The sequence below is a fragment of the Arthrobacter sp. D1-29 genome (genome assembly GCF_054130585.1).
The window spans coordinates 1,185,591-1,199,427 of record NZ_CP096383.1 but is presented as its reverse complement, the minus strand read 5'-3'; the positions used below and the strand labels follow the sequence as shown (position 1 = coordinate 1,199,427).

Sequence of the window (13,837 nt, the reverse complement as noted above, 5' to 3'; positions counted from 1 at the left end):
CCCGGACGGTCGGTCCCGCAGTCATGGTCCAGGTAGTGGGTGTCTGGAGAAGCCAGGACATGCAATATGAATGAAGAGAAGCCATTCTGGCGATCCCAACGCTCCGACAGGGACCAAGGAAGCGTGTCAAAAACGGTACTGGGATCCTAGTGACCAGGAGAAAGATGCATGGATTCTCGCGTTATATGCCCTCATCCTAAGATTGGACCGGCCCGTCCGAAAATGGTCGTTTTTGACTGCAGCTACTCAAGTACAGCCGTGCGAGGATGATCGGATGTACGAGGAAGAAGCGCTGGCCGGCGGGAACTGGACGGATGAGGTCGTAAGAGTGGGGGGGCACTGTTCACCGATCGCGGAGCCCCAATTCCGACTTCGCAGCGACCTTGCTTGCTGAATTGGAGCGCTTGGGTATTCCGTTCGCGCCAGGATACCTCGGTCGCGATGACAAGGGCCGCGATGTATTCACGTATTTCGACGCTCCACCACTGTACAAGCGCCAAATAGCGCCGTGAAAAAGCCGCCTTATCGCCGAAAGTCACAGATTCGGGCGCCCCTCGAGGACGGTGGCAGGTTACCCTGCTTCTGGTCGGCGAAGGACCCCTTGCGGACGAACGGTTAGGGCTCTGCTTGCGGACAAACAATCGCAATGCTGTAGGCATATGACATCGACTGCATTAGAGGAAAATGGCCAAGTGTGTCCCAGTTCAGTTCCGAGTACTGTCCCAATCATGGAGCGGCCGCCACCCCAACAACTCGTAAGTCTTCGTGGCATCTATGAGCGCCTTGAACGGCGATTCGTGGTAAGTGTCGCGGTTTCGGACGGGAACTCCGGGCATGAGCCTGTCAGCAAGTGCCAATGATCCGTCCATAGCCGAGCTGATGTCGTTGGCATTGACAAGGAGCCTGTGGTGTCCTTCAAGAGGGGCAATGAGGGCATTCAGAACGGCAGTTGCAAGGTCGCGCACGTCGATGAAAGCACCATATTCCCAATAGGGCTCCCATTCAACGCTGGGGGTATCCCTCCGCGCCGTTTGGATGAATTCATATGTCGATGGGGCGAAGACGCCAGGAGCTCGAAGACAAATGGTTGGTGTCCCGGAGTTTACAGTGAACGTTTGGCATAGCTCTTCACCAGCAACTTTCGACCACGCGTAAGCCCCCTTCGGATCCAACGGATGAACCTCGTCAATGGGGAAGTACTCGGGTGACCCCTGGCCCATAAAGCACCCATACACATCCACGCTGCTCATGAACACGACACGTTGAACACCTGCACGTTCTGAAGAGCGAAGTACGTTGTAGGTTCCAATCACATTGTTTTGGATAATGGTCGAATCTCCAGCCGCAGACGCAGGACCGAGTTCCGCAAAAGGCGAGTCTTCATCTTGGGCCTCATCCAACGCTGCCAAATGCACCACAGCGTCGCAGCCGCTCACCGCCTGAGTTAACGAGTCCGCGTCAAGGACATCCTGCCCGGCCGCCAAATCAAAACCGACCACTTCATGGCCTGCACTCGTCAAGCACGACGTGACGGCCTGCCCGACCATCCCCATATGTCCCGTAACTAGAATCCTCATGCTTCGATGCTCGCATGAACACCACACGAAAACGTCCGTAAGGCGTTCCCCAAACGCGATAGCGAAACCGCTAATCCCGTCGCATCCAAAAACGTCCCCGAGGTTTAGAACCAGGTGGTGGCCTTGAATGCTTTCACTGTCTTGTTGTCCTCCCAGGATCGCGTCGCTACGCTCAGACCATCAGCAGGACGTTGAGGGACCGTAGACATGCGCAAAGGGCTCAAAATAACTCTTTCCGGGACGGGAGCCCTAGGTGCGACACCGAAGGCACCGGGCGCGGCGATAAGAAGAACTCCTCATGCCCGTCGTGGAACCCCCGAGTTGTTGATAGCCGTGTGCTTACTAAGCTTCGGTGCGGTTTCTTGTGGCACAACAACCAACGGACCCGACTCAGGGTTTCAAGAGACACCTCTACCCTCCTCGACAACGTCAGCCGGAGCGACCGCCACGAAAGCCGGGCCGTCCTGTCCTGTACGTGAAGAGATTCCGGTGCGGGATCTCCAGTATGACGAGCTTGTGGATTGCGATCTAAGGGACGTCCGCATCCTGTTTGAAGACGGCAGGACGATCCCAACGCCTGTAGCCGGGGAAGTGGCCAGCGGGGGCTCTTCAACCGTAGTTGGGGCCGAAGACCTGGACACAATATCGGTCGCGAACCTTGGTCCAGGCCTCGGTGTGGTCGGCTTTATTGAGAATGACGCTCGGGGGGTCACTTACTGGGGACCGGCGGAGGCCACTTCGATACTGAAGGAGCAGCAGGCCAATGCAGACATGGCAGACGGATAGCTGACCACGGTTCGCTCCCAAAATCGCCCGTTCAGGGTTCGGCTTACGGGCACAAGAGGCGACATTAACGCCGCGAAAATGCCGCCATTTATCGCTGCGATTCACACTACGGGCATGATCCTCATTCTGAATCCGGGCTTGACCCGAGCGTAGAGTGATTCCATGTATCTTCCCCGCACGATCCCTCTGCTGCCATGCGCCGACATCGAGGAGATTGAGCCGTTCTTCGCGGCCCTGGGATTCCGCACCACCTACCGCCAAGTCCGACCGTACTCGTGCATCGGCGTCAACGGTCACGGGTTCGATCTGCAGTACTACGGCTTGAACGGTCACACACCAGAGTCCTCGCACAGCTCCTGCATCGTCATCGTCGAAGACACCGGACCGATCTGGGAAGAGTTCGCATCAGGACTGCGCGAGGCCTACGGCCGACTGCCAGTCAAGGGATTCCCGCGAATCACCCGGCCCCGCTCCCGAAAGAACGCCGGCGGGATGAGCGGCTTTAGTCTCGTAGACCCGGCAGGGAACTGGATCCGCTTCTTCCGCGACAGCAGCACAGAGATCTCGACTGCCGATCTCAGCCGATTAGGCGAGGCCGTCCAGGACGCGGTCGTGCTCGCTGACAGCAAAGGCGACGTAGCACAGGCAGCTAAGATCCTTCGGGGTGCGATCAATCGCGCCCCTGCTGACGATCCGGCGCAAGATGAAGCTCTAAGTTTTCTCACCGAGCTAACTGAGCGTCTGCCGGACGGTTGAGATTGGACCAGGTTTAGTGTTGGTTGGCGGGTTCCAGGTAGTCCCTGCCAGCTATGTCGTCTTTCGACGCGGGGATTTCGTGTTGCTTCAGGTGGGCCGAGGCACCGGATACATGGCTGGATGTCGGGCCACTACTGCTACCGGCCATGTTGAGGCCTGTGAGTCGTAATCCGCCGGTCGACGGGAGCTCTTTTATGGCTGCGCTGCGCCGGCCCCCGCGGACTGACCCGTCCGTTTTAGTCACTGTGCAAGTGCTTCTTCCCGCTGGTTGCCAATCTCTGGCGATGGCCTAGACATTGCCCCTGTCGGTCGTTTTTGAACTGTGCCGCTTCGCATGTCACAAGAATCACCGGGGCCCCTACGATATTGATATGGGGACAAAGAGCAGGACGAAGACGTTTCTGTACTGGCGGGACTGATCGTGGCGGCGTTCTCGCTTTTTGCGGCGCTATGGGTGAACGGAAACGTCCCACTACCCGCCGCCATCTCCACATCATTCATCCTCAGCGTCGCCACATATCTGGCTACAGCCAGAGGCACAACACGAAAATCCAGCTAGCCGCAAACGGACGTCTTTGATGCACGTGCCGCCGCTACCATTAGTGTCCTCGGCGCTCATCAGGCCATTCGATAATCCGCGCGTCATCGGCGCCGAGCGGCAAGCCCTCTAGGGCTTCATAGAGCAGATGTCGGGCATCGCAGGTCCCTTCCGGACAACGCGAACGGGGTAAATGGGAAGCCCAGCTCTCGGAAGAAAGGGCAGCCATTCGGACCGGCACGGAAACCCTGGTTCACTGAGCATTTAGCCTGCTGACTGCCATCCACGAACGGTCTACACTGATCGTAAGTTTTTGCATTCTTCGTGCTTGCAGTACGCCCGTGGGGGCAGCGCAAGGGAGGGAACGCCATGGATGCCAGAGCGAATTACGAACCGTCGGATGGCCAAACAGCCGGCACGGTTAGACCGGGTGGTGCGACCGGCAGGCCGGACCTCTGGACAGCAGTTGCGGGCCTGGTGTTCACCGCCCTGGTGGTGGCCAGCTTCTTCACACCCGACACGCCCAGTTCCGACAGCCCGGCGGAGGACATCGCGGCCCAGCTCACCGGGGACCGCACCGCCCACCAGATTTCCCTGCTGCTGGGATTGATCGCCAACATCGCATTCCTGATATTCCTGGCCGGCCTCTGGAGCAGGCTGCGCCGATGGGAGGGTCAGGCCGGGATGTTCGCCGCGCTGGTCCTCACCGCCGGCACTGCCTTGGTGACGCTCATGCTGGTTTCGGCTGGCCTGTACACGGCTCTCCTCCAGTATGCCTCCGCCGACCAGCCCGATCCGGCGGCGCTTTCTGCCCTCACCGTCCTCACCGAGTGGGTAGGTGGTGCCATTGTTCCAGCCGGTGTCGCGATGTTCCTCGGGGCGGCGATGGCCATCCTGACCACCCGCGCGCTACCTCTGTGGCTTGCCTGGCTGGCTATCGCCACGGCCGTGCTGCTGCTCACTACTGTCGCAGGCGTATTCGAGACCGCCGACGACGGAGGCGTGGTGGGCATCGCCGGTTTCGTCGGCTTCCTGCTTTTCATGGTCTGGGTGCTGGCCACGAGCGTCGTGTTGCTGATACGGCCTGGCCGGCAGCCAGCCAGGCCGTAGAGCAACGCTCCCAAGCCGGATACCGCCGTCGTAATTCACGACGGCGGTTCTTGCCTTGGTGCCGCGGGTGGGAGGCCCGGCTGAAACCGCCTAGCCTTGGAACATCGGATACAAGGCCTCAGCTGGTCCTGACTCCTGTGCCCGGTCAGCGATCTTGAAGACCACCCCGGAAAGGCAACACCCATGCGGATACTCGTCGTCGGAGCCGGAGCCACAGGCGGGGCGTTCGGCACACTCCTGCAGGAAGCCGGACGGGACGTCACGTATCTGGTGCGGCCGCGCAGGCAGGAGGTCCTTCGCCGCGACGGGCTGCGCTTCGTCTCCCCCACCGCCGACCGGACACACCAAGTGCAAACCATCACTGCCCCGGACGGGCCAGAGGCCTTCGACCTGATCCTCGTCACGGTCAAAGCCACCGCGTTCGACGGCGTCCTTGCCGAGATTGGCCCTTTCGTCGGGCCTGGAACCACCATCATTCCCATCCTCAACGGCATGGCCCATGTGGACCGGCTGGAACAGCTGTACCCGGGCCAGGCGCTGGGCGGCCTGGCCCGGATCGTTGCAACTCTCGACGGCGATGTGGTCCGCCAGCAGGTGCCCCTCACCTCCCTCATGGTGGGCGGGCTGAACGGCACCCCTGTCCCGCCGGCCGTTTCCGAAGCTCTGGACGTGCCCGGCGTCGACTTCTCGGTAGCCGACGACATATTGGGGGCACTGTGGGATAAATGGGCCTTCATCGCTGCCGCCGGAATCGTCAATTGCCTGTTTCGGGCCCCGGTGGGACGGATACTCGACGCCGGCGGGGAGTCCAGGATCCTGGAGGCCATCAGCGAAACCGAAGCGGTGGCAGCCGCGGCAGGACATCCCGTTTCCGATGCCGCTCATGCACAAGCACTCGGCATTCTCACCGAGCCGGGATCGGCCTTCACTTCCTCTCTATACCGGGACCTCAGCGCCGGGCTCCCCTCGGAAGCTGAGCACATCCTCGGTGACCTCGCCCGCCGTTCCCGCAGTCTGGAAGTCCCGACGCCGCTGCTGGACCTCACCCTCATCCAGATCAGGGCCGGCCTCCCCCTCTGAATGCAGCGTTCCGGGACGCCCAAGTTATGCGGCGGTGTGAAAGACTCGAGCTGCTGTTGACCGTTGAAAGGTGAACCCGATGCTGCCTCATCGACCGGCCGAGATCAACATGGAGGACTACGCACGTTTCCTGCCGCCTGATCGAAGGAAGCCACTTGTTCCCCCGGTCTCGGATTGGTGGCCCTGGACGAACCATCAGGTCCACCTCCTCCGGTTGCGGGACGCCAGCGCCCCGGTTCGGATGCTTGTCGTTCACGGCGCGGGCGCCCACGGAGCGGCGCTCTGGCCTGTTGCGTCCCTCCTCGCAGGCCGCGGGGTTGATGTGAGTGTGGTCGACTTGCCGCTCTACGGCCGAACGGTGACAGTATCCCCCGGAACAGTGACCTACCAGGACTGGGTCGCCCTGTTAGTCGACCTCATCTCGGCTGAAGATGATGGCCGTCCTGTCATCCTCTTCGGAGCCAGCATTGGTGGTTTGCTCGCCGTGGAGGCAGCGGCTCGTTCAGGTAACGTGGCGGCCGTGGTGGCTACCTGCCTACTCGACCCACGAGAGAGAGACGCTCGTTCGGCGATGACGCGGTTCGGCCCTGTCGCCCTGCTTTTCATGCCAATGCTCAGGCTGGTCTGGGGGCCATTGGCCAGAATTCAGTCAGAATCTCCTGGGTCGCGGAGCTCAGGCGCATGGGGCGCGACCGCGGTCTGGGGCGGCTCTGCGCGAAAGATGCGCGCGGAGGCGGCGCGTGGGTTCCGCTGGGGTTCCTCGCCAGCTACATGCAGTATCCACACTCCGAGGCGCGCACCGCACTCCTCCCAGTCCACCTAATGCACCCAGAGCTCGACGAGTGGACCCCGGTTGGGGTCAGCGAGAGCACTCTGCGAACCCTGCCTGGCCCCACCACCAGTCGTCCCCTGCGTGGTTGCGGCCATTTCCCCCTGGAAGAGCCCGGCTTGCAGGATCTCTTGAACTGTCTCGAAGAGGTGGCAGCTGACGCGGTTTCCAGTACCGAAGCGACGCCGCGCTGATGTCTACGCGCAGCCGTGGGCTGGCCTCAAGCGCCTGAATAACCGCAACTGAAGTCCACAGTCCCGTCGAAGGGGCTGCCCGCCCTCGATATACTCCAAACATGCCAATCACGCGTCTCGAGCAATGCATCCACGCCCAGCCGTCCGCCGTCGAGCAGTCCGGGAGCGATCTGTGAGCGGCGGTCTGGTCGCCCTGCTTGACGACGTCGCAGCCCTGGCCCGCATAGCGGCCGCCTCGGTAGACGACATCGCTGCCGGAGCCAGCAGAGCAGGGGTCAAGGCCGCCGGCGTGGTGATCGACGACGCAGCCGTCACCCCGCAGTACGTGTCCGGGGCAGACCCGTCCCGCGAACTGCCGATGATCAAAAAGATCTTCTGGGGATCGCTCCGGAACAAGCTGTTGATCATCCTGCCGGCCCTGCTGCTCGTCAGCGCGTTCGCCCCATGGGCCATCCCGTTCATCCTCATGCTGGGCGGTACCTACCTCTGCTACGAGGGCGCCGAAAAGGTCTGGCACAAGCTCCGCGGCCACCACACCGCGGACGAAAAAGCGCCGGCGGTTGAACGCGGTCCGGAGGCCGAGGCGAAGGTCATCAAGGGCGCCATCACCACCGACTTCATCCTGTCCTGCGAGATCATGGTTATCTCGATGAACGAGGTGGCCGCAGATTCCTTGTTGTCCCGGGCGATTATCCTGGTGGTCGTGGCCTTGGTGATCACGGTGGCCGTTTACGGTGCCGTGGGACTGATCGTGAAGATGGACGACATCGGCCTGCATATGGCCGCCAGGAAGTCCGCGGGTTCCCAGCGCGTCGGCGAGTTGCTGGTCAAGGGGATGCCCGCCGTGCTGGCAGCGATCACCTTCATCGGGACCATCGCCATGCTTTGGGTTGGTGGCCACATCATGCTGCAGGGGGCCTACGACCTCGGCTGGCACGGTCCGTATGACATAGTCCATGTCCTCGAGCACCCCTTCGAGGGGATCGCAGTCGTTGGAGGCTTCCTGGCCTGGCTCGTGAACACCTTGTGCTCAGCCATCATCGGGCTCGCCTGGGGCATCGTGGTCATGGCTATCGTGCATCCGCTGCTCAAAGCACTGCCGTTTGGCAAGAAGAAGGGCGGGCACGAGGAGGGCGACATCCGCGCCGAACTTGCCGGCTACCGGCCGACGAAACACGACGGCGATCCCTCCTCTTAGCCCGTCATCTCACCCGGTAAGCCCCGACCTCTTTAGGTTGGGGCTTTCCGCGTTTCACGCCACCGGTTTGATGTTCTGGTTGATATGGAACAGGTTGCCGGGATCGTACTTCGCCTTGATCTTGGCCAACCGGGCGTAGTTGCCGCCGTAGTTGTCCTCGATGCTGGACTGGTCGTCGGCGTCAAGGAAATTGACATAGCCGGCACCGGATCCATAAGGATGCAGGGCTTGGTGGTACTCCCTGACCCACCTGGTGTTGGCGTCGTTGTCCTGCGGGGACTCCCACATTCCGGCGATGGCCACTGAGAAGTTGGCATCCCGGTAAGGAAAGGCAGTCTCATCCCGTCCGACCCGTTGGGCCGCACCATTGATGGGGTAGTAGTGATTCGCGGTCTGGGGACTCGGCACGCCGGCTCCGAACTTCCTGGCAACCCCGATCACATCGTCACTCAACTCCGGAAGGAACTCCGCCTTCCAATATGCTTGCAGGCCTTTCGGGAGTAGCGGGTCGAACAAGGTGTTGAGCACCGGGTACGGGAGCGGACCCACAAACGACCCGGCAACTGGGGCGACATCCATGAACTGCTGCCATTGCCGCTCGCCTTCATCGTGTGGGCCGGTCCAGGCGCCCACCACAACCACCACAGGCTTGCCGTGGTGCTCCTCCGGCAGGAAGGGGACCGGGGGGCCTTGGTGGAACCCGAGGAAGATTCCCATGTCTTCGGGTGCCGTGGCAATATAGTCCCGGAACAGCTGCCCAACAGCCTCAGCGTGCTCCACCAGATAGATCACTACACCGCCGTACACGACGCCGACGGGATGCAGGTTGAATTCCAGGGAAGTGACCACGCCGAAGTTTCCCGTGCCGCCACGTAATGCCCAGAAGAGATCGTCATTCTCAGTTGCGCTGGCTGTGCGGAACTTGCCGTCTGCGGTCACCACATCCGCGGAGATGAGGTTGTCGCAGGACAGGCCGTGCTTACGGGCGAGGTAGCCGATGCCCCCGCCCAGCGTCAGTCCAGCAACACCTGTGGATCCGATAATGCCGCCAGTTGTTGCCAGCCCAAACGCGTTGGTTGCGTGGTTGAAGTCGGCCCAGGTGGTGCCTGCCTCGGCCCGGGCCGTTGCAGTAGCAGGGTCTACCCGGACGCCCGTTCGGCCGGCGAAGTCCAGCACCAGGCCTCCGTCGCAGGTCCCGAATCCGGGGGCACTGTGGCCCCCGCCGCGAAGCGCGAGATCCAGACCCTGGTCACGGGCAAAGTTCACTCCTGCGATGACGTCCGCGACTTGGGAAACACGAAGTATCGCGGCGGGATGTTTGTCAATCATGCCGTTGTAGACGGTTCGCGAGGCTTCATAGTGGGGATGGTCGGAAGTGATGACCTGGCCTCGTACTTGTTCCTGCAGGGCCTGAAATCCGTTGTTGTCCATGGTGACTCCCATTCGCCCCCGGACACGCCTTCGCGCTCAGGGACTTTGGCACAGCCGTCCCCCGGCCGCGCGGGATATTCATAATGCAGCCACTGCAGGCCCGGGGAAGAACCCGGGACCAGACCATCAGGCCTGATGCAGCGGCGGAGACCAGATGCGCCGGTGCTGGATGTTTTTTGGCATGCAGTTACCGACGTGATTCGCGAACATGTGCCTGCCGTCGAACCTGCCGGGCGAAGCTGGTGAGCAACCCCATGGAACGACGACTAACCGTAAAGTACTCCTGCCCGTATGCAAGGTCAAGAAGCGGTTGGAAGGGGCTGGTCCTCCCATCCAGTTGCCGGGATGGGGTGTGACCGTGCGCCGCGTGGACGGCGCGGCGCACGGTGACCTGTCCGCTAGATCCGCGCGGATTCCTTCTCGCGGTCGGCCGTCTTGTAGGACTCCCAGAAGGTGGCTCCGATGATGCCGAGGGGCTTCGGGTCGAAGACCGGGTCCAGGCCGAGCTTCTGCTGCCGCTCGAAGTCCTTGAGCGCCTTGAAGGCGGGCTCCTGCAGGATCAGGATGCCAATGATGTTCAGCCAGGCCATGAGGCCCACGCCGATGTCACCCATCGTCCACGCATCGGCGGCGGTGTTCACGCAGCCGTAGGCGACGGCGATGAGGATCAACACCTGCAGGGCCATGGTGGTCACCCGGCCAAGGCTTGCCCGGATACCGGGAATCATCTTGTTCGAGGAGTTGCCCACGAGGAAGCGCAGGTTAGTTTCTGCCATGTAGTAGTAGGCGATGACCGTGGTCAGGCAGAAGAAGATCAGCGTGATGGCGATGAACGATGCGCCGAAACCCGGGAAGACGGAGTCGAATCCGGTCTGCACGAACTGGGGCCCCACACTGGCCGTGGCCGAAAGCAGGCCGCCCTCGACCAGGACCTCGCCGTCTTCGCTGCCTCCGGAGAAGACGCGGTAGGCGCCGGTGGAGAGGATCAGGAAGCCGGTGGCCGAGCAGACAAACAGGGTGTCGATGTAAACCGCGAAGGCCTGGACCAGACCCTGCTTCGCCGGGTGCGAAACCTCTGCGGCGGCCGCTGCGTGCGGACCCGTTCCCTGGCCGGCCTCGTTGGAGTAGACGCCGCGCTTGACGCCCCACATCACGGCCAGTCCGATGACGGCGCCGAGGGCCGAATCCATGCCAAGGGCGCTGCTGAACACCAGTGCGATGATTTCCGGCAGCTGACCGGCATTGATGATGACGACGATCAGGGCAAGGATGATGTAGCCGACAGCCATAAACGGCACGACGAACGCCGCCACGCTGGCGATGCGCTTCACGCCGCCGATGATGACGAACGCCAGGAGGATGACGGAGCCGACGGCAACCATCCACGGCTCGAGGGTCCAGGCGCCGCCGATGGCGGTGGCCATCGAGTTGGCCTGGACACCCGGCATCAGAACGCCACAGGCCAGAACGGTCACGGCGGCGAAGACGTAGCCGTAGACCTTGAAGAACCCGGCGCCCTTGGTGTGGGCGAACGCGCGGGAGAAGTAGTAGGCCGGGCCGCCGCGGTACTCGCCGGTCAGCGGGTCGCGGGCTTTATAGATCTGGCCGAGGGTGGACTCGATGAACGACGTCGAAGCGCCAAGGAAGGCGACTACCCACATCCAGAACAGGGCGCCCGGTCCGCCGAAGGCGACGGCGGTGGCGACGCCGGCGATGTTGCCGGTACCGACGCGGCCGGACAGGGACATGGCCAGGGCCTGGAACGAGGAGACGCCGGAGGCGGACTTCTCGCCCCGAAGCAGCTGCTGGACCATTCCTTTGACGTGCCGTACCTGCAGGAAACGTGTGCGGATGGAGAAGTAGACGCCGGTGGCGAGGCAGAGATAGACAAGCCAGTCGCTCCAGATCACGCCGTTGATGGCTGATAGGACATCGCTCATAAGTGTGGGTTCCCTCCATGGAAGAGCGCGGGTGATGCAGTTGGGGATGGTTTTGGTGATGCGCATGGCCGGTAGACCAGTGGCGCGCACCACACAAAACCTGTGAAGCTTCTCACATATCCTTGTGGTTCGTCCATTTGGCCCGCTAGGGCCGGTATGCGTCATCAATGCCCGCTGATTCCGGGACCCAACCCTGACTGTGATAATCCGGTAGGCATGTCTTCTTTATCCGAAACTTCCACGACGGCGTCCGGCGCCGAAGAACGCAGCGCCCGCATCGCCGTCACTCTTTTTCCGGTGCTTATCCTGGCCGGAGGAGCCGTGGCGCTTGCCGCTCCAGCAGCCTTCACCGGACTGGCCCCCTGGATCACCCCTCTCCTGGGAATCATCATGTTCGGCATGGGGCTGACACTCACGCCCCCTGACTTCGCCGTCATAGCCAAACGCCCCGTCCCGGTGGTGATCGGAGTGGTGGCGCAGTACGCCGTCATGCCGCTCTTGGGATGGCTGATCGCAGCTGCGCTGGGGCTGCCGCCTGCGCTGGCCGCTGGCGTCATCCTGGTGGGCTGCTGCCCTGGCGGAACGGCCTCCAACGTGGTGTCCTACCTGGCCAGGGGTGACGTTGCCTTATCCGTCGCCATGACAACTGTTTCTACGCTGATTGCTCCCCTGCTGACACCGGTGCTGGCCTTATGGCTGGCCGGTCAGTACATGCCGGTGGACGCCGGTTCGATGGCATGGTCCATCGTCCAGATTGTGCTGCTCCCTGTACTGCTGGGACTTGTCATCCGGCTCTTCCTGCCGCGCCTCGTCACCAGGGCACTGCCTGCGCTCCCGTGGATCTCGGTGCTCGCCATCACCGTTGTGGTGGTAGCGGTTGTCGCCGGAAGCGCCAAGGCAATCTTCGCCGCGGGCCTGCTGGTTCTCGCGGCCGTTGTCCTGCACAACGGCCTGGGATACGCCCTGGGCTACACTGCCGCCCGTCTTTTCCGGCTACCGATTCCTTCCCGGCGCACCACTGCCATTGAGGTCGGCATGCAGAATTCCGGCTTGGCGGCGGGACTGGCGCGGCAATATCTGACTCCCGAAGCGGCCCTGCCCGGAGCAATTTTCTCGGTGTGGCACAACGTTTCCGGTGCGGTTCTGGCGGCCTACTGGCGCCGCCGCACCACTCCTGCCCAGCGCGGCGCCGAGCCGGTTCCGGCGGCTGTCACGGAGTAGCCGGGGCGGTCCGCGCCTGGCAGCGTCCCGGGCGCAGACCGCCGTCGTACTCTCCTGCCTCAGTGCAGCCCTAATCACAGGTGCTCTCGAGAGCCTTCTGGGCAAACTCCTCCAGCCCGTAATCGCCTGGCGGAGCCTCGACGCTCAGCGGTTCTGCACTGTGTGCCATGAACACGGCCAGCTGTCTGGAGCCGTCGGCGCTGGTCATCGCGATGGAAGCATAGCCCGGCGCTCCGCCCAGATGGCCATAGTAGAAACCGCTCGTACAGCTGTCCCACCATTTGGCCAGGCCAAGCCCGTACTCCGAAGAGTTTTCACTTTGCATCTCCTCCACCAGTGCGGGACTCACCAGCCTGCCCGCCAGCAGGGCAGAGTAGAACACGTTCACGTCCTGGACTGTGGAGATCATGCCGCCCGAGGCGGATTCGCTCTGGACACCGGCGTCGGCAGCGTCCACGCGTTCGCCGTCGATCATGACGTAGCCGTGCACCATGGTGGCGGGGGCCTTTGCGGTTCCGGCGAGCAGCGTTCCGGCCAACTCGAGGGGCTCCACAATGTCAGTCTGCAGCACATCCCCCAGGCTGCGGCCCGTCACGCGCTCGACGAGAAGTCCCAGCGCCACGTAATTGGAGCTTGAGTACTCGTAGACGCCAACATTGCCGGCGTCCCAGGGCACGGTGCCTGTCAGGTCAAGCCTCTGCTCGGCGGTAAGTGGGGTGGTCAGGACCGGTTTCAGGGGACCCGATCTGATGAGCGGTTCCTCGAAGGTGGGCATCCCCGACGTATGGTCCAGCAGCATCCTGACGGTAATTGGTTTGGGCGGGTGCAGGACCGAATCGAACTCCGGCAAGTAGTCGCTGACCACGCCATCCAGCTGGATTTTTCCCTGTTCAACCAGCTTCAGGACGGAGGTGGCCACCATGGACTTGGTCAGGCTGGCCACGTGGAACGAATCGCCGGGCTGGGCAGGAACCTTCGTCTCAAGGTCCCGGACACCTTCGGCAGTGGACCAGACATCCCCTCCCAGCCCCGCCTGTATGAGGACTGCTGAAGCTCCCGCCCCCAACCGCTCGGTGCTGAACTGTTCCAGCTCGGCTTTCAATTCTTCCATTGACGACGGCGGCGACGGCGCCGGAGCCGGATCAGGACCGGCGGAGCAACCAGCGAGTGCAAGCAA

Annotated in this window: 10 protein-coding genes; 6 read left to right on the top strand and 4 right to left on the bottom strand. The window is 62.4% G+C overall.

Translation table 11 applies throughout. The features are described 5' to 3' along the window. Positions 1–704: 704 nt before the first annotated feature. Positions 705–1,577 carry an NAD-dependent epimerase/dehydratase family protein gene (locus tag M1E17_RS05635; protein ID WP_457966023.1) on the bottom strand — a complete coding sequence of 291 codons (873 nt, stop codon included), beginning with the start codon at positions 1,575–1,577 and terminating at the stop codon, positions 705–707. A gap of 948 nt (positions 1,578–2,525) precedes the next feature. Between M1E17_RS05635 and M1E17_RS05630 the strand changes: the two genes are divergently transcribed. The 5 genes from M1E17_RS05630 (at position 2,526) to M1E17_RS05610 (ending at position 8,068) form a co-directional block, all read left to right on the top strand. Continuing rightward, positions 2,526–3,119, top strand: a complete 594-nt coding sequence (locus tag M1E17_RS05630) for a hypothetical protein (protein WP_457966022.1) — start codon at positions 2,526–2,528, stop codon at positions 3,117–3,119. Between the two features lie 907 nt (positions 3,120–4,026). Next, a complete protein-coding gene (locus tag M1E17_RS05625) occupies positions 4,027–4,767 on the top strand; it encodes a hypothetical protein (RefSeq protein ID WP_457966020.1) in 741 nt (246 codons plus the stop codon). 183 nt (positions 4,768–4,950) lie between these two features. Then, the gene (locus M1E17_RS05620) at positions 4,951–5,847 is read left to right on the top strand and encodes a ketopantoate reductase family protein (RefSeq protein ID WP_457966019.1); all 897 of its coding nucleotides are present in this window, start codon (positions 4,951–4,953) and stop codon (positions 5,845–5,847) included. 79 nt (positions 5,848–5,926) lie between these two features. Further along, a complete protein-coding gene (locus tag M1E17_RS05615) occupies positions 5,927–6,670 on the top strand; it encodes an alpha/beta hydrolase (RefSeq protein WP_457967583.1) in 744 nt (247 codons plus the stop codon). Positions 6,671–7,042: 372 nt separating this feature from the next. Next, entirely contained in the window at positions 7,043–8,068 is a 1,026-nt protein-coding gene (locus tag M1E17_RS05610; RefSeq protein ID WP_457966018.1) for a DUF808 domain-containing protein, read from the top strand. A 54-nt stretch (positions 8,069–8,122) separates the two neighbouring features. Here the strand turns inward: M1E17_RS05610 and M1E17_RS05605 are convergent, their stop codons facing one another. Continuing rightward, positions 8,123–9,499, bottom strand: a complete 1,377-nt coding sequence (locus tag M1E17_RS05605; protein ID WP_457966017.1) for an FAD-binding oxidoreductase — start codon at positions 9,497–9,499, stop codon at positions 8,123–8,125. A gap of 398 nt (positions 9,500–9,897) precedes the next feature. Further along, entirely contained in the window at positions 9,898–11,439 is a 1,542-nt protein-coding gene (locus M1E17_RS05600) for an alanine/glycine:cation symporter family protein (protein WP_457966016.1), read from the bottom strand. Positions 11,440–11,655: 216 nt separating this feature from the next. On the opposite strand from M1E17_RS05600, the gene M1E17_RS05595 reads away from it, so the two are divergent. Further along, entirely contained in the window at positions 11,656–12,660 is a 1,005-nt protein-coding gene (locus tag M1E17_RS05595) for a bile acid:sodium symporter family protein (protein WP_457966014.1), read from the top strand. Positions 12,661–12,730: 70 nt separating this feature from the next. Here M1E17_RS05595 and M1E17_RS05590 read toward each other — a convergent pair whose 3' ends face one another. Beyond that, a complete protein-coding gene (locus tag M1E17_RS05590; protein ID WP_457966012.1) occupies positions 12,731–13,771 on the bottom strand; it encodes a serine hydrolase domain-containing protein in 1,041 nt (346 codons plus the stop codon). Between the last annotated feature and the right edge of the window lie 66 nt (positions 13,772–13,837).